20 protein-coding genes are annotated in these 19,001 nt (G+C 61.0%); 15 read left to right on the top strand and 5 right to left on the bottom strand.

Features of this window, described 5'->3' with window-relative positions; all coding sequences use genetic code 11:
• Positions 1-43 precede the first annotated feature (43 nt).
• Genes AC57B6_RS28740 through arsH form a run of 3 tightly spaced genes read right to left on the bottom strand, consistent with a single transcriptional unit; the run spans position 44 to position 1,642 of the window.
• A complete protein-coding gene (locus tag AC57B6_RS28740; RefSeq protein WP_496422599.1) occupies positions 44-517 on the bottom strand; it encodes an ArsI/CadI family heavy metal resistance metalloenzyme in 474 nt (157 codons plus the stop codon).
• The gene (locus AC57B6_RS28735; RefSeq protein ID WP_087645399.1) at positions 518-856 is read right to left on the bottom strand and encodes an ArsR/SmtB family transcription factor; all 339 of its coding nucleotides are present in this window, start codon (positions 854-856) and stop codon (positions 518-520) included.
• A gap of 9 nt (positions 857-865) precedes the next feature.
• The gene (gene arsH, locus AC57B6_RS28730) at positions 866-1,642 is read right to left on the bottom strand and encodes an arsenical resistance protein ArsH (RefSeq protein WP_496422598.1); all 777 of its coding nucleotides are present in this window, start codon (positions 1,640-1,642) and stop codon (positions 866-868) included.
• Positions 1,643-1,797: 155 nt separating this feature from the next.
• On the opposite strand from arsH, the gene AC57B6_RS28725 reads away from it, so the two are divergent.
• Genes AC57B6_RS28725 through arsN2 form a run of 3 tightly spaced genes read left to right on the top strand, consistent with a single transcriptional unit; the run spans position 1,798 to position 4,234 of the window.
• Positions 1,798-2,493, top strand: coding sequence for a hypothetical protein (locus AC57B6_RS28725; protein ID WP_496422597.1), 696 nt, complete (start codon positions 1,798-1,800; stop codon positions 2,491-2,493).
• A 14-nt stretch (positions 2,494-2,507) separates the two neighbouring features.
• A complete protein-coding gene (locus tag AC57B6_RS28720; RefSeq protein ID WP_496422676.1) occupies positions 2,508-3,761 on the top strand; it encodes an MFS transporter in 1,254 nt (417 codons plus the stop codon).
• A 38-nt stretch (positions 3,762-3,799) separates the two neighbouring features.
• Positions 3,800-4,234 (top strand): arsenic resistance N-acetyltransferase ArsN2, encoded by a 435-nt coding sequence (gene arsN2 / locus AC57B6_RS28715; protein WP_496422596.1) that lies wholly within the window; start codon positions 3,800-3,802, stop codon positions 4,232-4,234.
• Between the two features lie 454 nt (positions 4,235-4,688).
• Here arsN2 and merR read toward each other — a convergent pair whose 3' ends face one another.
• Positions 4,689-5,123 (bottom strand): mercury resistance transcriptional regulator MerR, encoded by a 435-nt coding sequence (merR, locus tag AC57B6_RS28710; protein WP_496422595.1) that lies wholly within the window; start codon positions 5,121-5,123, stop codon positions 4,689-4,691.
• Between the two features lie 71 nt (positions 5,124-5,194).
• Between merR and merT the strand changes: the two genes are divergently transcribed.
• Genes merT through merE form a run of 6 tightly spaced genes read left to right on the top strand, consistent with a single transcriptional unit; the run spans position 5,195 to position 8,914 of the window.
• Complete coding sequence (gene merT, locus AC57B6_RS28705) at positions 5,195-5,545, top strand: mercuric ion transporter MerT (RefSeq protein WP_496422594.1); 351 nt, start codon at positions 5,195-5,197, stop codon at positions 5,543-5,545.
• A gap of 13 nt (positions 5,546-5,558) precedes the next feature.
• A complete protein-coding gene (merP, locus tag AC57B6_RS28700) occupies positions 5,559-5,834 on the top strand; it encodes a mercury resistance system periplasmic binding protein MerP (RefSeq protein WP_496422593.1) in 276 nt (91 codons plus the stop codon).
• A gap of 18 nt (positions 5,835-5,852) precedes the next feature.
• Complete coding sequence (gene merC / locus AC57B6_RS28695) at positions 5,853-6,287, top strand: organomercurial transporter MerC (RefSeq protein ID WP_496422592.1); 435 nt, start codon at positions 5,853-5,855, stop codon at positions 6,285-6,287.
• A 45-nt stretch (positions 6,288-6,332) separates the two neighbouring features.
• Complete coding sequence (gene merA / locus AC57B6_RS28690) at positions 6,333-8,012, top strand: mercury(II) reductase (RefSeq protein WP_496422591.1); 1,680 nt, start codon at positions 6,333-6,335, stop codon at positions 8,010-8,012.
• Complete coding sequence (gene merB, locus AC57B6_RS28685; protein ID WP_496422590.1) at positions 8,002-8,685, top strand: organomercurial lyase MerB; 684 nt, start codon at positions 8,002-8,004, stop codon at positions 8,683-8,685. The genes merA and merB overlap by 11 nt, the downstream gene beginning before the upstream one ends.
• Before the next feature lie 7 nt (positions 8,686-8,692).
• A complete protein-coding gene (gene merE, locus AC57B6_RS28680) occupies positions 8,693-8,914 on the top strand; it encodes a broad-spectrum mercury transporter MerE (protein ID WP_496422589.1) in 222 nt (73 codons plus the stop codon).
• Positions 8,915-9,542: 628 nt separating this feature from the next.
• Here merE and AC57B6_RS28675 read toward each other — a convergent pair.
• A complete protein-coding gene (locus tag AC57B6_RS28675) occupies positions 9,543-9,857 on the bottom strand; it encodes a hypothetical protein (protein WP_496422588.1) in 315 nt (104 codons plus the stop codon).
• Between the two features lie 87 nt (positions 9,858-9,944).
• Here AC57B6_RS28675 and imuA point away from each other — a divergent pair, with 87 nt between their 5' ends.
• From imuA to AC57B6_RS28645, 6 genes are all read left to right on the top strand, one after another.
• On the top strand, positions 9,945-10,652 hold the full coding sequence (imuA, locus tag AC57B6_RS28670; RefSeq protein ID WP_496422587.1) for a translesion DNA synthesis-associated protein ImuA: 708 nt from the start codon (positions 9,945-9,947) through the stop codon (positions 10,650-10,652).
• Positions 10,582-12,051: a Y-family DNA polymerase gene (locus tag AC57B6_RS28665; RefSeq protein WP_436197485.1), complete on the top strand. Its 1,470-nt coding sequence runs from the start codon at positions 10,582-10,584 to the stop codon at positions 12,049-12,051. Before imuA ends, AC57B6_RS28665 begins: the two co-directional genes overlap by 71 nt.
• A gap of 6 nt (positions 12,052-12,057) precedes the next feature.
• Entirely contained in the window at positions 12,058-15,207 is a 3,150-nt protein-coding gene (locus AC57B6_RS28660) for an error-prone DNA polymerase (RefSeq protein WP_496422586.1), read from the top strand.
• Between the two features lie 46 nt (positions 15,208-15,253).
• Complete coding sequence (locus AC57B6_RS28655) at positions 15,254-16,213, top strand: SOS response-associated peptidase family protein (RefSeq protein ID WP_496422585.1); 960 nt, start codon at positions 15,254-15,256, stop codon at positions 16,211-16,213.
• Between the two features lie 563 nt (positions 16,214-16,776).
• Positions 16,777-18,039, top strand: a complete 1,263-nt coding sequence (locus tag AC57B6_RS28650) for an RES family NAD+ phosphorylase (RefSeq protein WP_496422584.1) — start codon at positions 16,777-16,779, stop codon at positions 18,037-18,039.
• 207 nt (positions 18,040-18,246) lie between these two features.
• Positions 18,247-18,954, top strand: coding sequence for a hypothetical protein (locus tag AC57B6_RS28645; protein WP_496422583.1), 708 nt, complete (start codon positions 18,247-18,249; stop codon positions 18,952-18,954).
• Positions 18,955-19,001 lie beyond the last annotated feature (47 nt).

Raw genomic sequence — 19,001 nt, 5'->3', positions numbered from 1 at the left:
GCGGCGGCCGCCATGGGCGGCCGTCTGTTTTAATGCGGCAGATTCAGCCACAGCCGACTTTTTTCTCAATCACAGCCGGAATCGAGGTAACCGGAGCACAGCACGCTCCGCCCGCTTCGGAAGAGGCCGTCTCCCGGCTGTCCGCACCGAACATGGGGATGCCACCGAGGGTGTGGTACGTTTCCCACGGTACACCGGCTGGGTCCTGTGTCCAGTACTTGTTCGAGCTGGCGTAGCAGCACTGGGCGCCAGGCTGGTCCTGTACGGCGACGCTTCCGGCGACGACCTGCTCGCGAAGAGCGGTCAGCTCCTCATCACTGTCGACCTGAAAGCCCAGGTGATTGACACCTGCTTCGCCGCCACGCGCCGATATGGCGAAGTTCACGCGCGGGTCCTCAAGCATCCACTTTGCGTAATCGTCTTTCAGCACGGTGGGCGTTGCGCCGAACATGCTGCTGTAAAACCGCACGCTTTCGTCGAGTTTCGGGACAATAACGTGCACGTGAAATCGCTTCATTTACGCCTCCGTTTCGTTGGTCGCGCAGCCGCATTGCTCCGCTTGCTCCGCCGCGCAGCAGTTTTCCATCAGGAAATCCATTAACGTCTGCATGTGGTCATAGCTGGCGCAGTAGATGATGAACCTGCCCTGACTCTTGCCCTCAATGAGCTCCGCGTGTGCAAGCTCCTTCAGGTGGAATGACAGCGTCGGCGCAGGGAGGCCCAGCTTTTCGGCAATAGCACCCGGACTCATACCCGAACGTCCGGCGGTGACCAGAAGTCGGAAGACCGCGAGACGGGTCTCGTGCGCAAGCGCCGCTAGCGCCTTGACTGCAAGCTTCGAATCCAGGGTTGCCATTACAGTCCTTTATTGGTTACTCGCCTTCGCTTCCTGAGGGGAATAGTCGGCAATTGCACGAGACGCGAGGTCGGTTGCCGGGTCGAGCGGACGCTCTTCCTTCACGCGTTCGCTGTAACGGTCAACGAGATACTCGGCACGGCCGCGCAGCAGTAGCGTGAACTTCACGAGCTCCTCCATCACGTCGACCAACCGGTCGTAGTACGACGACGGTTTCATCCGGCCGTCCTCTTCGAACTCTTCAAAAGCCTTGGCAACAGACGACTGGTTGGGGATGGTGAACATGCGCATCCATCGTCCGAGCTGACGCAGTTGATTGACTGAGTTGAACGACTGCGAGCCGCCACTCACTTGCATGACGGCGAGCGTGCGCCCCTGCGTCGGCCGGATACCGCCGCTGACCAGTGGCAGATGGTCAATCTGTGTCTTTATCAGACCGGTGATGGTGCCGTGGCGCTCCGGGCTACACCAGACGTGTCCTTCCGACCAAAGGGACAGCTCGAGCAGCTCTTTCACTTTCGGATGGTTCTTCACATCAACATCGTCGGCATGCGGCAGACCACGCGGGTCAAAAATCCGCGTTTCAGCGCCGAACGTCTGCAGCAGGCGTGCGGCCTCTTCAACGAGCAGACGCGAGTACGAACGCTCACGAAGCGAGCCGTAGAGCAGCAGTATCCGCACTGGCGGTTGGTCTTCCATTCCAAGACGCGCGGCGATGTCAGTGTCGAAAAAATCTGGTTTGGCGGCCGGGAATGTCTGGTCGCCCTTGATTGCGTGAACTGTCATTTCATTACCCTGCAATTTGATACTTCCAAGTATATGGAGGCATTTGGTGCATTCAAGCGGCTTTGCTCCGCCCCACGAGCACCAACCCTCACTCGTTACTTGCATTCTACAACATTTCCGGTATTCTGGAAATGTGAAATCTTTGGAGAGATGCCATGAACGGCGATGACCGGGTTTCGTCTGAATGGCTCCTGCCGGCATCGGGAGGGTGGCAATGCGGCTCCGCGCAGGGACTCATCCTCTTGGCCGCACATGAGCGCGCAGATGTTTGCCAACACGAAACGAAGGATGGGGGCACTGAGTCTGCGTCCGGGAGCTCGGCACTAGCAGCCGGCCTGTCGTCGGCGTTTCAGCGGGAAACTGGCTACGCTGCGTCGGCCATTGCGCTGACGGCTGCCGTCGACGAGAACCTTGCGATAGCGCGTTTCCTCGCTGCAGGCGGCTCTTCTGCCGCGGTGCTGGTGATGAATGCGGAAGCGCTCGGCCGTTGGCGTCCACCATGCGACTGGGAAACACCCCTGATGCGAGTCCGCAATCGTCTGGCTGACGAGGGTTTGAAATTCTTCGTCGCATTGACAACGCAGGGTCAGAAAAGCGGAATGGCGGCAATGCTCCGACGGGCGCGATTGCAATTTGTCGCGCGACGCGTTGAGCATTTCTGCAATCGGGAGGGTATCGGCTTTTTAGGTACCGTCAACGAAGCGCCGAGCCTGATCGCCATGCCTCGGATAGGTCCTGAGGCCGAGCGCCTTGCCGTCGCTTTGGCGCAGAGGCTCGCCTCGGCGACTTTCTTCTGTTGCGACGCGTTTCGCACCGGCATCGTCCCTAACCTGAGCAGGTTGAGAGGCTGAACAAATTGAGCACGATGTCGAGTCGAACCGAGAACGCCAGCGGAGACAACGCGCCGGCAGACAGCCAGGACCGACTGGTTACATGGGCCCTGGCGCTGGCGCAGCTGGTCTCATGGGGCTCCGTCTACTACTCATTCTCCCTGCTGGTAGTACCGATGGAACAGTCCATGGGGTGGAGCCGGACAGCCACGAACGCTGCACTTTCCGTTGGGCTCTTGGTCTCCGGGTTCGCTGCCTATCCCATCGGCCGCTGGATTGACCACGGACTCGGGCGCCGGGTGATGGCCGTCGGCTCGGTTATCGCGGCGGCGATGCTGCTGCTCTGGGCCGACGCGCAGTCGCTGACGGCACTCTTCGTCGCGTGGATAGGTCTCGGCATCTCCATGGCGGCCACGTTCTACGACCCGGTCTTCGCCGTTGTGACACATCGTTATCCGCGAAGCTTCCGCACCAAAATCACACTCATCACGCTGGTCGCAGGGTTTGCCAGCACGGTCTTCATACCGCTGACCCAGGTACTGGTCGGCTCGGTCGGGTGGCGCACATCGCTTGTTGTGCTTGCGGCATTGAACCTGATTATCTGCCTGCCTGTCCATGTGCTGGCAATTCGCTCCTCGCGCGCGGACCCGGGCTCCCGGCCAACCAGTGGTGCAGTAAAGCTGGCCAACGACGCAGCCACACGTCGCGCGCTCCGCTCTCCGGTTTTCTGGGCGCTCGCGGTGTGCTTCACGGCCTACTACGCGACGTTCGCGGCACTCACATTCCATCTGGTGCCGCTCATGGTCGAGCGCGGTGTATCGAACGCAGTGCTGGTCACAACCATGGCGCTCATCGGTCCAGCTCAGGTCGCCGCTCGTGCGGTGTGGTTCACGTTCGGCCGGACTGTCCACGTCAGTACCGTGGGCATCATCGTCGTGACGCTTTTCCCGCTGTCGACCATTGTCCTCATAAGCGCTGGACATGCGGCGGTGCTGCTGTGGTTGTTTGCGCTCTGCTACGGCGCTGCAAACGGGATGATGACAATCCTGCGCGGCACAATTGTCCAGGACCTGATGTGGACTGAAGGATATGGCGCGGTCAGCGGTATGCTTTCCTTCCCGTCAAACGTCGCGAAGGGCATAGCGCCGATCGCCGCAGCCAGCATCTGGAGCTTCACGCACGGATACGTGGCCGTCGAATGGACGGTGTTTCTCGTCTCGATAGTGTCAGCAATCGCGTTCTTTGTGGCCGTTCGGGTGAGCCGCCACGCGGCGACCAGCGTAGCCTGATACTTCCTTTGTCATAGACCAGCATTGATACATTTGCCATGAAGATACGTGCCGCACGAAGTGATGACCTCGATGAGATCAGAACATTGCTCGCCGAGAACGAACTGCCGGTCGCTGATGTGGGTGCAGCCTTGCTCGTGGACTTCCTGGTCGCAGAAGACGCCAGCGGCAGGATTGTTGGCAGTGTGGGTCTTGAGCGGGTTGGAACGGATGCGCTGTTGCGGTCATTGGCGGTTGTGCAAACTTCGCGCAATGCGGGGCTGGGAGCTCGCCTGCTGGCTCACGCGGAAAACCTGGCGCGCGCGTCCGGCATATCGGAGTTGTGGTTGCTTACAACGACGGCTGCGGGTTTTTTCCCGCGGGCCGGATATGTAGCGGTGAATCGGGGCAGCGCGTCCTCTGGACTGCAGGCGAGTACGCAGTTTGCGCAACTCTGTCCGGCGAGTGCCGTATGCATGATGAAGACGTTGTAAAGTCTGTTGGCCATGCGGCTTGCGGGACGTCTGGCCCCGAAAGAAACTCTCCGCAGTTCCAAGGCGCGCACGCGCTGACCTACGGTTTGCCTTCGAGTGTAGACGGGGTCAACAGTGATCGCACGTCGACCTGCTGGCCCTGGAGCATAAGCAGCCGCGCTTGGAGCACTGTGTCTTCGGGAACTAGCTTCACGCACATCGCCGATGTTGGAGCAGTGACATTCGCCCCTGCATAGGTTGCCGCGGACCGACGCCAGCGAGGTACTAGCCGTGGTTATCGACCCACGCACGTGCCCAGCCTAGTCCGGCGAACTGAGCCTCTTCTTCCGTATCAAAAACACCGAGCACCCCGGAGGCTTCAACCATCTTTGTATCGCGGGTGATGGTTCCGCTGCCTGCGTATTGGGGTGCCCTCAAGAAACGGATTTTTTCGTACGGTAAGGCCGAATGTCCCTTACACGGCGCCGGTGTCACGCGCTTCTTCACCTCGCTGCAATGAGGCGATCAACGGACACGACACGTTACCGCTGCGCGAATGGCACGCGCACACGAGCTGGGTCAGCACGGCCTCCATCCGCTGGAGATCGGCGAGCTTGTCCTGTATGGCCCTGAGCTTGTGTTCGGCGAGACTGCTCGCCTCGTCGCAATGCGTCCCATCCTCCAGTTTCAGCAGGTCCGCGATTTCGTCGAGGCTGAAGCCCAACCGCTGGGCCGATTTGACGAACCGCACCCGCGTCACGTCCGCCGCGCCGTAGCGGCGAATGCTGCCGTACGGCCTCTCCGGCTCGAGCAGCAGGTCCTTGCGCTGATAGAACCGGATCGTCTCCACGTTGACGCCGGCCGCCTTCGCGAAGGCGCCGATGGTCAGACTTTCGCTACCGTTTTCCATACCGCTTGACTCCGTACATAGGTACGGAAGTAACGTTACGCTACTCATCGGAAATCCGGAAGGACAAGCGTATGGCGGAACCACAGAAAGGACGCGGCGTGCTCGCTGCCGGCGGACTGGCCGCGATCCTTGCGTCGACCTGCTGCCTCGGGCCGCTGGTGCTCGTCGCGCTGGGTGTCAGCGGCGCCTGGATCGGCAACCTGACTTTGCTCGAACCCTTGCGGCCGGTTTTCATCGGCGCCGCGCTGGTGGCGCTGTTCTTCGCCGGACGGCGCATCTTCCGGCCCGCTGCGGCGTGCAGGCCCGGCGAGGCGTGCGCGATTCCACAGGTGCGCGCCGCGTACAAGCTCATCTTCTGGATCGTGGTCTTGCTAGTACTGATCGCGCTCGGTTTCCCTTACGTACTGCCCTTGTTCTATTGACCAGGAGTTCGTCATGAAAAAACTGCTTGCTGCACTCGTTGTTGCTGTCGTCACTGTCCCGGTCTGGGCGGCGCCACAGACCGTCAAGTTGTCGGTGCCTGGCATGACCTGCGCGGCCTGCCCGGTCACGGTCAAACACGCGCTGTCCAAAGTTGCGGGCGTCGAAAAAACGGATGTCCGTTTCGAGCAAAGGGAAGCCATCGTGACGTTCGATGACAGCAAGACCAATGTCCAGGCGCTGACCAGGGCCACTGAGGACGCGGGCTATCCGTCGTCCGTCAAACCCTGAAACTACGGAGGTATTGCCATGTCGTTCGTCACGCGCGTGGCCGATAAGGCCGGTTTGCTCGGCAGCATCGTGTCGGCGATGGGCTGTGCGAGCTGCTTTCCCGCGATCGCCAGTCTGGGCGCCACCATTGGGCTGGGCTTCCTGAGCCAGTATGAAGGGTTGTTCATCCGCATCCTGCTACCGGCCTTCGCCGGCGTAGCGCTGTTCGCCAATGCGGTCGGCTGGCTCAATCATCGGCAGTGGCGCCGCACCGTGCCCGGCCTGATCGGCCCGCTGCTGGTGTTGGCAGCCGTGTTTGTGATGCGGGCCTATGGCGACCGCAGCGGCTGGCTGCTCTATCCCGGTCTCGCCATCATGCTGGCGACATCGCTCTGGGACCTGTTCTCCCCGGCCCAGCGCGTCTGTACCACCGATTCGTGTGATCCGGGCACGGCCGACGTGCGCAAAGGTTGAGTAGTGACGCATCTAACCCAGTCCATGAAAGAACGGAGCAAGCCCATGATGACCTTGAAGATCGACGGGATGACCTGCGCTTCCTGCGCTGAGCACGTCAGACAGGCGCTGGAAAAGGTGCCCGGCGTGCGCTCGGCAGCGGTCTCCTGGCCCGAAGCGCTGGCCGATGTGACGGTCGATGAAGGAGTCGGCAACGACACGCTGGCTGCCGCAGTGACGACAGCTGGCTACCACGCGAGGGTTGCCGACGTGCCGCACCAATCCGCAGGCCTGCTGGACAGGGTGCCCGGCTGGGCAGGAGCTGGTGGGAAGCGTAGTGGCGATGATGGCGCGCTACGGGTCGCCGTGATCGGCAGTGGCGGCGCTGCGATGGCGGCTGCGCTGAAGGCCGCCGAAAACGGCGCACAGGTAACACTTATTGAGCGCGGCACCCTCGGCGGCACGTGCGTGAACGTCGGGTGCGTGCCGTCCAAGATCATGATCCGTGCCGCCCATGTCGCGCATCTGCGGCAGGTAAGCCCCTTCGATGCGGGGATCAGCGCCGTGGCGCCGGTGATCGACCGGCCGCACCTGCTCGCCCAGCAGCAGGCGCGCGTGGACGAGCTGCGCCACGCCAAATACGAAAACATTCTCGACACCAGCCCGAACATAAATGTTTTGCACGGCGAGGCGCGCTTCACGGGGAGCCGTACGCTCACGGTCACGCTGACCGCCGGCGGCGAACGCACGGTGTCGTTCGATCGCTGCCTGATTGCCACGGGCGCAACTGCCGCGGTGCCGCCGATTCCGGGCCTGAAGGAAACGCCGTACTGGACCTCGACCGAGGCGCTGGCGAGCGATACGATTCCCGCACGACTGGCCGTGATCGGCTCGTCAGTGGTGGCTGTGGAGCTGGCCCAGGCCTTTGCACGGCTGGGCAGTCATGTCATCGTCCTGGCCCGTCACACACTGCTCTACCAGGAGGACCCGGCGATCGGCCAAAACGTGACGGCGGCCTTTCGCGCCGAGGGCATCGAGGTGCTGGAACAGACCCAGGCGAGCCACGTGTCGTACGCTGATGGCAAGTTTGTCCTCACCACGAACCACGGCGAGGTGCGGGCCGACCAGCTGCTGGTGGCAACGGGCCGAGCCCCGAACACCGGCAGTCTGAGTCTGGCAAGTGCCAGCGTGCAGCTCGACGGGCACGGCGCCGTCGTGATCGACGCCGGCATGCGCACGAGCGCACCGGACATTTATGGGGCGGGCGACTGTACGAATCAACCGCAGTTCGTCTATGTCGCGGCGGCGGCCGGTACGCGCGCGGCGATCAACATGACCGGTGGCGATGCGCGGCTGAATCTCGATACGATGCCGGCAGTCGTCTTCACTGAGCCACAGGTTGCGACGGTCGGCTACAGCGAGGCGCAGGCGCACCAGGCGGGCATCGAGACCGACAGTCGCACACTGACGCTCGATAACGTCCCGCGCGCACTGGTGAACTTCGACACGCACGGCTTCATCAAGCTGGTGGCGGAAGCCCGCAGCGGCCGGCTCATCGGCGTGCAGGCGGTGGCGCCCGAGGCGGGCGAAATCATCCAGACGGCCGCGATCGCGATCCGCGCAAGGATGACCGTGCAGGACCTCGCTGACCAGCTGTTCCCGTACCTGACGATGGTCGAGGGGCTCAAGCTCGCCGCGCAGACCTTCTCGAAGGATGTGAAGCAGCTCTCGTGCTGTGCCGGATAACCTGCGGGGGACGACGATGAACCTTGCCCGCTACACGGCCGAACTGGTCGAGCGCCTGACGATGGCCAACCAGTTTGAAGGTTTTGCAGATCTCTTTGTTGTACTGCTGCGTGAACTCAGCAAAGGGGCGCCGGTTTCTCCCGCCGCGCTGGCTCCGGCCATGGACTGGCCCGTCGGGCGTGTGACCGCTGCACTCGAACAGGCGGTCAGCACCCAATGGGACGACGATGGCAACGTCGTCGGCTACGGTTTGACGTTGCGTGAGACCCCGCACACTTTCGAAGTCGGCGGCCGACGCCTGTACACGTGGTGCGCCTTCGACACCTTATTCTTCCCGGCGCTGATCAATCGGACGGCCCACGTGGTTTCGCGTTGTGCGGCCACTGGCGTGCCGGTCTCGCTTACGGTCACGCCCAACGAGATACAGGGAGTCGAACCGGCCGGTGCGGCTGTATCGCTGCTACTCCCACAGGCCACGGCCGATATCCGCGCTGCGTTCTGTTGCCACGTGCATTTCTTTGCCTCTGTCGCCACGGGTCAGCAGTGGGCCGCGACGCACCAGGGCATCGAAATCGTGAGCGTCCGGGACGCCTTCTCCGTGGGCCGCGAGCGTGCCGAGCGACTGTTGCGGGCCACCTGTCTGCGAAACGCGGGGAGCGCAGACCGTGAGTAACTCCGCCATGCCGCGTTCCCCTCACAGCTCCGGCTGGCGCGCCTGGCTCTGGGGTGCGCTCGCTGCGCTCACCTGCCCATGCCATCTGCCGATCATGCTGCTGGCGCTATCCGGCACCGCGGCCGGAGCACTCGTCAGCCAGCATAAGGGCATCGCTGTGGGCGTGCTGCTGGCGTTATTTGCCTTGTCGCTCACACGGGCGCTGCACGCGTTCCGGTCACCTCGCTGATATGCGCATCGGTGCCCTCAGTCCCGCGTCGGTGTCAGGCTGAGGCATATCTCAACTGGACGTCAGGCCCGGGACGCAAACGTCGTCAAGTTAAAGTCTGCCTCGAAATTATCTGACGCCAGTTGCCCAACCTCTAAGGCTTCAATCTGACGATTTCGGCCTTACCGTACGAAAAAATCCGTTTCTTGAGGGCACCCCGTATTGCTCAGGTGAAAGGACGCCCTCTTCCTGAAGTATGGCGTGACCGAAGATGCGGTATCCGTTGTAGCTTCCCGATTCCATCAGCGCGCAACCTCAACATACGAGTCGTGAGCATCAACACGCAGTACATTTCCCTCGGGCGTGATCAGACGGGGGATTTCCGATACGTCAGGAGTAATACGTCGCGTACCTGCACCGGCAGCTCCCGGCTTCGCGGCGAGCCTGATGGCGGTGGTCGGCGTGCGGTGCGCCCGTGTTTTTAACAAATGGGGTACACGCCGCTTGTGTGGAAGCGACTTCGGTACGCCCGCTCCCTGAAGCAATCCGCCTCGAGCTTCGGGCGGATTCCAGATTTCTATGTAGCGCTCACCTGCAAACGCGTGCGAAGTACAAGTCAGTAAAAGCAACCCGCATCCAACCAGTTTCACTATCGTTTCTCCTTGGCGATGCGATTCAATCTGTCGCTGCAGGATACCTCCCCTCCGACGCACGACCCGTCGCAACCGTCACAGTAGTGGCGGTCGCGCACGGTACCGTCAACACGCCAGACATCCATTTCCACCGGACTAGCGGTACCCACCGAGCGGCCATTTTCGCATGCAAAGAACGTTAGCTCGCCGGCTCGGCCGCGACGAATGGCTTCATCGATTTCCTGCTCGCCAAACGCGGCCTTCATGTCGGCGACAAACGCCGCAATTTCTGGCATCGGATGGCTGACGGGTTTGCGAGCTCGCATATCCATGAAGCTTCTCCCGAAAAAAGTACCTGTTCGCCGCTACGAATTTCCGTGTAGGATACTGTACATCCATACAGGTATTTGCGCAATTCAATGACTGTCCCGTCCCCCATTCCGGAAGCAATACACCCATCCTTGTGGCGGGCGTCGCAGCTTGCGCGCGGTCGTGGCAGGACTGTCGATACCGGCTACGCGGCGCTTTCGGCAGAGCTGCCCGGCGGCGGATGGCCAATCGGCATGCTCATCGACCTGCTGGTCCAGCAGGCCGGCGTGGGAGAGATGCGGTTGCTTCGGCCTGCGCTCAGCGCACTGGGTAAACGGCCAGTTGCGATGATTCAGCCGCCACACGTTCCGAACGGTCTTGGTCTCGAGTACATCGGTCTTTCCCCGGAACAGCTGCTGCAGATTCGCGCCGCAAAGACGGCCGACGCATTGTGGTCAGCCGAGCAGATCCTGCGTGCCGGAAGCTGCGGCGCGCTCCTGTTCTGGACGCAGTACGTCCAGACGTCTTCTCTGCGGCGGCTACATCTGGCCGCGCAGTCTTCGGAGACGCTTTTTTTCATGGTTCGTCCCCTGGCGGCCGCGCAGGATGCGTCCCCTGCCGTTTTACGACTGGCGCTCAGGCCAGAACGCGACGGTCTGACCGTCGATATTGCGAAGCGACGAGGTCCAGCACGCGCGGAACCTCTGTCGATCCCACTTCAACCAACCCCTGTCCTGTTTTCGCACCATGCGCGTATTTCTCGCCGTCCACTTGCCCCGGTTGCAACTCGAGGTCTTCCGACCAAAGTGGCTGCCTGAGCCCGCACATGGCTGCGTGGTCCTGGACAGGGACAAGGTGCTCATCGCAGACGGGGTAGCCAGGTCTGCGGGCGTGCGGGTTGGCATGAAACGCGGCGGTGTGCTGACGCTCGCGCCGGAGGTGGAAATGTACGAACGCGATCCGCGCCGTGAATATGGAGCGCAGCGGGAAGTGGCGATCGCGCTCATGAAATTCTCGCCAGATGTCGCCATGCTCGACGAGGCTGTCGTGGTGGTCGACATCGGTGCGAGCCTGCGTCTGTTCGGCGGTCTGCTTGCGGTGTGCCGTCAGGCAAAAGCGATACTCGAAGCTATCGGACTGACCGCACGGATAAGCGCTGCACCGACTGGTCAAGGTGCATGGTTGCTCGCGAAGCACCGGAACCGACGCGTACTCAAGGTCGACTCGCTTGAACGGCAACTGTCCGCATTGCCGTTGCTGTCGGTGCCGGAAGTTCGACCGTTTGCTGACTGGTTCATGGGACTGGGTTGCGAAACGATCGCCGATGTCCGGCGGCTGCCGCGCGCGGGACTGCAGCGCCGTTGCGGCGAACATCTCCTTGATTCTCTGGACCGGGCTTTTGGCACGGCGCCTGAACTTTTTGACTGGCTGGAACTGCCCCCGACGTTCTCCGCCCGCATTGAAATGCCCGACCGCATCGAGCATGCGGAAGCAGCGCTCTTTGGCGCGCATCGTCTCGTCGTCCAGCTATGTGGCTGGCTGTGCGCAAAACAGCTGGCCCTCACAGGCGCGACCCTCCTGCTGGAGCACGAGCGCGGACGGCAGGCAATTGAGCCGACCGCGATCGAGATTGCGCTCGGCGAGCCAACGTGGCGAGAGGAACATCTCGTTCGGCTCATCAGGGAGCGCCTTGGACGGATCGAGCTGACTGCACCGGTCATTGCGTTACGGCTCGATGCGTCCAGCGTGCAACCTGCAGTGCCGGCATCGGACACGCTATTTCCGGAACCCGGCGGCACAGCCGAGGACCACACCCGTCTTGTCGAATTGCTGGTTGCTCGACTCGGCGAAGAAAACGTACTCCGGCCTGCGCCAACCGCGGATTACCGACCTGAGGTTGCCAATCGATGGGTGCCTGTCGCAAGTGCGTCGAAAAGCACAGTGCTGCCTGAAGGACTTCCACGACCCACATGGCTTCTGGCAAAGCCGGTGCGGCTGCTCATGCGCAAACACCGGCCGTTTTACGGCTCGCCACTGCGCATGGTGTCTCCGGGCGAGCGCATTGAGGCCGGGTGGTTTGATGGCGAACTGGTGACGCGCGACTACTTCGTCGCCCAGGGCGAAGACCAGAGCTGCTTCTGGATATACCGCGAGCGCGTCAGCAGTCGCGACGCGGAAGAAGACCAGCGGTGGTTCCTGCATGGCCTGTTCGGATGACACGCCATGGACGCCACCTTTTCCACCCTGCCGGCTTATGCCGAGCTGTTCTGCTTTTCCAACTTCACTTTTCTGCACGGCGCCTCCCATGCGGAAGAACTGGCTGAGCGCGCGGAGCAACTGGGCTATTCAGCGCTGGCCGTCACCGACGAGTGCTCGCTGGCTGGCGTCGTGCGCGCACACGTTGCAGCGAAGCAGGCAAAGCTGCCGTTTATCGTGGGGTCCTACTTCCGTCTGGTGAACGCTGACGGATCACCCGCGTTCGGGCTGATTCTCCTCGCCAGAAACCGCGAGGGATACGGCAACCTGTCCGAGCTGATTACGCTGGCCCGTACGCGCGCTCCGAAGGGTGAGTACCGCCTGACGCCGCAGGACCTGTCGCGGCCCGACAGGGAGAACCGGCACCTGCGCGGCCTGCCCGACTGCCTCGCCATTCTCGTACCGGACTTTCCGGCGAAAGAAGACGTGCTGGCAGCACAGGTCGAATGGCTCGATGATACGTTCACGGGCCGCGCCTGGGTGGGACTTGTGCTGCACCAGCGTGCGATGGATGACATCCATCGGGGTTCGGTTGAGTTTGTCGCGCGGAATCAGGACGTCCCGGTTGTCGCGCTCGGCAACGTCGTCATGCATGTGCGCTCGCGAAAGCCGCTGCAGGACACCATGACCGCGATCCGCGTTCGCAGGCCGGTGCATGAGTGCGGCTATGACCTGACACAGAATGCCGAGCAGCACCTGCGCTCCAGACTGCGGCTCGCTAACCTGTACCCCGACGACGCACTTGCCGCAACCGTTGATATTGCAAGCCGCTGCACTTTCTCGCTGGATGAACTGCGCTACGAGTATCCGGACGAACTCGTTCCAGCCGGCTTCACCCCTGCCGCCTATCTGCGGCAGGAAACGTACATCGGCGCACAACGACGCTTTCCGTCGGGTATTCCGCATAAGGTGCAGGAACAGATTGAGCATGAGCTTGAACTGATAGCGGACCTCCAGTACGAACCTTACTTCCTCACGGTGTACGACATCGTGCGCTTTGCACGTAGCCAGAGCATCCTCTGCCAGGGGCGCGGCTCCGCGGCTAACTCTGCCGTCTGCTATTGCCTCGGCGTCACCGAGGTGGACCCGGCTCGTGGCAACATGCTATTTGAGCGCTTCATCTCCAAGGAGCGTGGCGAGCCGCCGGACATCGATGTCGACTTTGAGCACCAGCGGCGCGAAGAAGTCATCCAGTACATCTATCGCAAGTACGGCCGCGACCGCGCAGCAATCGCGGCGGCGGTCTCAACCTATCGACCGCGCGGTGCGCTGCGTGAAACGGGCAAGGCGCTCGGCGTTGATCCCCAGATCGTTGACGTCGTTGCAAAGTCGCATCACTGGTTTGATACGAGTCAGGATCTGCTTGCGCGATTCAGGGAATCCGGCCTTGACCCTGAAAAGCCGCTTATTCAGGCGTGGGCGAAGCTCGCATCGCAATTGCTTGGCTTCCCGCGGCACCTCTCCCAGCACTCGGGTGGTTTTGTCATCAGTCGCGGCAAGCTGACGCGTCTCGTGCCTGTCGAGAATGCCGCCATGGAGGACCGGTCGGTCATCGAGTGGGACAAGGACGACCTTGAGGCGCTCGGCCTGCTGAAAATCGACGTCCTTGCGCTCGGCATGCTCTCGGCCATCCGGCGCGCGCTTGATATTGTGTCGGAGCAGCGCGGCGAGCGTTTCGAAATGCAGGACATCCCTGCGGAGGACCCGCAGACCTACGAGATGATTTCGGCGGCAGACACAGTCGGCGTGTTCCAGATCGAATCGCGTGCCCAGATGAGCATGCTGCCGCGGATGCAGCCCCGGACTTTCTATGACCTCGTGATCGAGGTGGCGATCGTCCGCCCAGGTCCGATTCAGGGCGGCGCCGTGCATCCCTACCTGCAGCGACGCCAGGGATTCGAGCCGGTCTCCTATCCCAGCGACGCGCTGAAAACCGCGCTTGGACGAACCCTCGGCGTGCCGATCTTTCAGGAGCAGGTCATGCAGGTCGCGATTCTGGCGGCCGGCTTTACCGCCGGCGAAGCCGACCAGCTGCGCCGCGCGATGGCCGCCTGGAAACGTAAAGGCGGACTGGAAAAACATTACGACCGGATCGTTCATGGCATGCAGGAGCGCGGCTACGACCTCGCTTTCGCCGAATCCATCTTCGAACAGATCAAGGGCTTCGGTGAATACGGTTTTCCGGAGAGTCACGCGGCCAGTTTTGCATTGCTTGTGTACGCAAGCAGCTGGTTGAAGTGCCACGAGCCGGAGGCGTTTCTGGCGGCCATGCTGAATTCACAGCCGATGGGCTTCTACTCGCCGTCGCAGCTCGTGCAGGACGCACAACGCCACGGTGTCAAGGTTCTGCCCGTTGACGTGACAATCAGTAGCTGGGACTCGGCACTGGTAAATCTGCAAGGCGCCGGAAGGCCGGCCGTCCGACTCGGCATGTCGCTACTGCGTGGCATGAAAGACGGCGCGGCGGAACGCATCGAGAACGCGCGCGCGGTTCGGCCCTTTGAAAGCGTCAACGACCTTGCACGCCGCGCGCAACTGGATCGCAAGGATCTTCATGTGCTGGCCGATGCCAATGCGCTCGCCTCCCTTGCCGGCAATCGCCGAGAAGCGCTGTGGCAATCCGTTGCGGCGGTACCCGACAAGGACATGCTCGCGACAGCGGCCGTTCAGGATGAGACTCCAGCCCTCGGTGCGCCCACTGAGGCCAACGACATCGTTGCCGATTACCGCTCAGTGGGCTTGACGCTTGGCCGACACCCACTTGAGCTGCTCAGGCCACAACTACTCGCGAAGAGGCTGATGCCCGCTTCGACGCTGCGCACCTATCGCGATGGGCGACTCGCCCGTGGCTGCGGACTTGTCACCGTGCGTCAGCGTCCGGGCACGGCCAAGGGTGTGATGTTCGTGACGCTCGAGGACGAGACCGGTAACGTGAACGTGATCGTGTGGCCTAGTCTGCTTGAAAAACAGCGACAGGAAGCGCTAGGTGCGTCACTGCTTGCCGTCTATGGTACGTGGCAATGCCAGGGGGAGGTACGACACCTGGTTGCACAACGACTGGTCGACATGTCACACCTGCTCGGCTCACTCGTCACGTCGACGCGAAACTTCCATTAGGATCCGGCGTACCATAATGGCGCACCTTTCTTCAGGGAGAGCAACCATGTGCTATTCAGCCCAGATCCAGGCGGACTACCGCAAGTACGTCAGGATGTTTGGCGCGCACATGAGCATCCGGGAGTTCGCGCAGCTGTACTGGGAGCGCGCCGAGGGCAGCAATGTCAGGATTCCGAAGGCGATGGACGCCGCGTTCTCGGCTCCCCAGACCGACGAGGAACGGCGGATCAAGGAAGCGATCGACCGGTTCAACGTCGAGCAGGCGACCAGGCTCGAGCAGGAATTGTTCAAACAGCGCGCGCGACTCGCCGACGCGGAACGCACCCTTCAGGGCAAAACGACGAAGGCCGCCACCGAAAGCAAACGGATCGCAACCAGCAAGATCGAGTCGACGCTGCGCGGGCTTGACGATCTCCGGCGCACCGAGCCGAAAGACCGCGATTCGCGAATTTTCCCCGGTAACTATGCTCCGGTGATGATCATGGAAGGCGGCAAGCGCGTCATCAAGCCAATGCGATATCACTGTCGCCCGGCTGGCAAGCCTGCGTTCTACGACAAGAAATATCCCGGACTCTACAATGCCAGGCTAGACAACCTAGAAGGCTTCTGGAAGGGAGTTTTTGGGTATTCGCACGGACTTATCGTCGCGAATGCCTTCTATGAAAACGTGAAACGACATCGCCTTGAAGGGCGAGATCTCGCGGAAGGCGAACTGGAGGAAAACGTGGTCCTGGAGTTCAAGCCGCGGTCCGCTCTGGACATGCTCGTCGCCTGCCTGTGGTCACACTGGCAAAGCCCCGGCGAGCCTGATCTGCTCTCCTTCGCGGCCATCACCGATGAGCCGCCCCCTGAAGTTGCCGCTGCGGGTCATGATCGCTGCATCATTCCCATCAAGCCGGAGCATATTGACGCGTGGCTCAATCCCGATCCACGTGATCTTGCGGCACAGTACGCGATCCTCGACGACCGCCATCGCCCTTACTACGGACATCGTATGGCGGCCTGAACCGGGACGGATCGTTGAAAGGATCGGAACGCCCACAGCCCGGGGACGGTTTGCAGTGCTGCCGTCCTCTTCGGTACGCAAAGAGCTTTCGCACTCGGAGATCGGCCTGTTGTGAGTGTTCAACCCGTGGCAGCCAGCGGCGCGTCCGCGCGATAGCAATGGATTTGCATTAACGCAACTTTCTTGGCCTTCTCGCGGATTGATTAACAGGCTGGTCTGAGAGTCCGCACATCCGTCGCGCCGCAGGCCGGTGTGTTGCCAATGCGCAATGGCATTTTTCCGAGGTATTCGACACACCCGGAAAACCGATCGAGCGAGTACTATCGAGCATCGCTGTGTTGAAATGAGTCACTTGTCGTCAGCTACGGGTACAAGGGGGCGCCCACGAGTATCCCTCTTCTCGATGAACCGGATTGGCTGACCGTTCGGCAGCGTCTCGCCGCGCGCTGCGACACGCTGCTCAAGCTCATCCAGGAGCTTGTGCCAATAATTCTGCACGCGACCAACGTAGATTGGATGATCTTTGGTGGAGCGAATCGGGTCTCCCTCACGCTGGAGAGTACGTGGAACATGCGATTTGTAGTGACTGCGCGAGCGATCCCCACCTGAAGAGGATCATCGAGGAGCAGGAGCATACTTGCGAATGCTCGGTTTGCGGCTCAACCGACAATCCAGCGATCACCGTGAGTGAGCTGGGCAAGGTCATAGAGCCGATAATGCGCGAGCACTTCTGCCTAGGTCCCCAGGTCATGAAGTTTGGTGAAGACGACAAGGATTGGTGGGAGCAAGAAGGTGAGCCGATGTCGTGGGCGGTGCAGCAGGTCCTCGGCGAATACTTTGACTTCGAGGACGAAATCGTCCAGGCGGTCATAGACGCTGAAGACGTGTGGCCGCCGGACGGGGACGAGCCTTACTGGGACAACACGACGCTTTACGTCGAGACCAATGTTCAGGTCGGGCACTACTACGCAGAATGGAGATACACGCTCGACGAGCTGAAGCACGGGAGGCGCTTCTTCAGCCCTGCAGCGCAGACTCTCTTCAAGAGACTGTTCGAAGGGGTTGAACACCTCAAGGTATGGACGGGAAAGCGGTCCCGCCCGGTGGTCTACAACCTTCCTGCCGACACTGAACTATACAGAGCGCGGGTCTGCAATTCGCGGGGACTCGTCAACGACATCTACGCCGATCCATTCAAACACGTTGGTCCGCCCCCCAAAGAAGTCGCGCGCGCTGGTCGCATGAACGCGGAAGGCGTGCCGGTGTTCTATTGCGCACTGGACCGGGAGACTTGCTTGGCCGAGATGAGGCCAGCGTTGAAGAATGAAGTTGCGGTGATCAAAGTAAGAACCTCGAAACCACTGCGGATGTTGGACTTCTCGCGCTTGGAGCAAGCTCGGGGCGGGAAAACGCTGAGCTACCTTCAGCCCGACTTCACTCAAGAGGTGGAAAAATCAGCTTTCCTACGGCGATTGCACGCGCTCATTTCACAGCCTATCGTCCCCGGACATGAAGCCGATTACCTGATCACCCAAACCATGGCGGAATATCTCGCCTGCGTCCACGCTGACCCGTTCGACGGGATCTTGTTCGCGTCGGCGCAAAGGGCGAAAGGGCTGAACGTCGTCCTGTTTGCCGAGCCAACACCGCTCACTGATTCGTCTGCGGAGGCGTTCGGGGTGGAATATCTTGAAGGTACCGTAAAACTGTATTCCACCGAAGCTATCAAATACACGCATGTTGAAATTCCTGTGACTGTCGATCCAGACGGTCACATATATCTGCACGTCGACTATGGCGGCGTCGATGATGACTGGGATGGCTAACGACAGTTCCGGCTCTCGCAACCAGTCGAAGCAACAACGTATTATGCTGCGCAGTCATCGCGACCACGGCATTTTGGCGCCTTTGCGACGGCAACTACCCGAGACCGTCTCAGTCCCTCTGCTGCGCTGCGATAGCTACTCGAAGGGCGTCGCCATTTGCGAACGCTACATGACCACGAATTTTGCGAAAATTTAGATGGGGAAGAAATGACCAATGCAGCGCCGTGGCTGAAAGCGATGGAAAATGGAGGGCTTGGGGAAGCTCGCGCCAAGGCCTTTTTGATGGATCGATTTTGGGTACTTGAGCGGTCAGTGGATGTCGATGGCGCCGACTACCTCGTCCAACGAAGGCTCACGGCTAAAAACTTCATGGACCGTGAGCCGCCTCGTCTTGGCATCGTGCAAGTGAAGTTCATACAGGACGGTAATACTTCAATATCGATCGATAAGTCCTACGTCTGCGATCCGAGTGGTCACCCTTACGGCGAATTTTTCCTGCTCGTGTTCTCGGGCCGCGAGGACCATGAAAGAAGCTATTTGCTCTCGTCCGCCGACATCGTGCGTGAGTTCAGCGAAAGCGTCGATGGCGAACGCACGATGCTTCGCATGAAGGGATCCAAGCTCGCGGCAACGAGCAACAATGAAGTATTGCAAAAGAAGCGCGCACTGAACCGCATTGAACACGCCTTAGTCAACGCCGATTTCATGTCAAACCGGCGGTTCCTTGGTGTAACAAACTACATCGAAATTAGCCCGGACCACATCGATGAAGATTTTCTCGTACCGCTGGACAACAACTACGGCGATATTCGCGACGCATTCTTCAACGAGAAGAAAAAACTGCCTCTTTTCAATTCTCAGTGGGTGGGTTGGCGGGTCAAGTACGGGCGCCAGCCCGGCGAAGCGAATACTTGACGTGCCTTGAAGAAGTAAGCTGAGAGAGGGCTGGTTGCGGCAGAATG

It is taken from the genome of Paraburkholderia sp. BGA-UO-ETr-F12 (assembly GCF_059567945.1).
Note: the sequence above shows the minus strand (reverse complement) of the source record. Positions and strands in the feature narration are given on the sequence as shown.

Bases quoted from the DNA above. Each gene is read 5' to 3' on its own strand.
- AC57B6_RS28665 (WP_436197485.1), top strand. From the start codon at position 10,582: ATGCGCGTATTTCTCGCCGTCCACTTGCCCCGGTTGCAACTCGAGGTC.
- imuA (WP_496422587.1), top strand. From the start codon at position 9,945: ATGACTGTCCCGTCCCCCATTCCGGAAGCAATACACCCATCCTTGTGG.
- AC57B6_RS28735 (WP_087645399.1), bottom strand. From the start codon at position 856: ATGGCAACCCTGGATTCGAAGCTTGCAGTCAAGGCGCTAGCGGCGCTT.
- merA (WP_496422591.1), top strand. From the start codon at position 6,333: ATGATGACCTTGAAGATCGACGGGATGACCTGCGCTTCCTGCGCTGAG.
- merC (WP_496422592.1), top strand. From the start codon at position 5,853: ATGTCGTTCGTCACGCGCGTGGCCGATAAGGCCGGTTTGCTCGGCAGC.
- merT (WP_496422594.1), top strand. From the start codon at position 5,195: ATGGCGGAACCACAGAAAGGACGCGGCGTGCTCGCTGCCGGCGGACTG.
- AC57B6_RS28655 (WP_496422585.1), top strand. From the start codon at position 15,254: ATGTGCTATTCAGCCCAGATCCAGGCGGACTACCGCAAGTACGTCAGG.
- AC57B6_RS28720 (WP_496422676.1), top strand. From the start codon at position 2,508: ATGTCGAGTCGAACCGAGAACGCCAGCGGAGACAACGCGCCGGCAGAC.
- arsH (WP_496422598.1), bottom strand. From the start codon at position 1,642: ATGACAGTTCACGCAATCAAGGGCGACCAGACATTCCCGGCCGCCAAA.
- AC57B6_RS28725 (WP_496422597.1), top strand. From the start codon at position 1,798: ATGAACGGCGATGACCGGGTTTCGTCTGAATGGCTCCTGCCGGCATCG.
- AC57B6_RS28660 (WP_496422586.1), top strand. From the start codon at position 12,058: ATGGACGCCACCTTTTCCACCCTGCCGGCTTATGCCGAGCTGTTCTGC.
- arsN2 (WP_496422596.1), top strand. From the start codon at position 3,800: ATGAAGATACGTGCCGCACGAAGTGATGACCTCGATGAGATCAGAACA.
- AC57B6_RS28645 (WP_496422583.1), top strand. From the start codon at position 18,247: ATGACCAATGCAGCGCCGTGGCTGAAAGCGATGGAAAATGGAGGGCTT.
- AC57B6_RS28675 (WP_496422588.1), bottom strand. From the start codon at position 9,857: ATGGATATGCGAGCTCGCAAACCCGTCAGCCATCCGATGCCAGAAATT.
- AC57B6_RS28740 (WP_496422599.1), bottom strand. From the start codon at position 517: ATGAAGCGATTTCACGTGCACGTTATTGTCCCGAAACTCGACGAAAGC.
- merP (WP_496422593.1), top strand. From the start codon at position 5,559: ATGAAAAAACTGCTTGCTGCACTCGTTGTTGCTGTCGTCACTGTCCCG.
- merE (WP_496422589.1), top strand. From the start codon at position 8,693: ATGCCGCGTTCCCCTCACAGCTCCGGCTGGCGCGCCTGGCTCTGGGGT.
- merR (WP_496422595.1), bottom strand. From the start codon at position 5,123: ATGGAAAACGGTAGCGAAAGTCTGACCATCGGCGCCTTCGCGAAGGCG.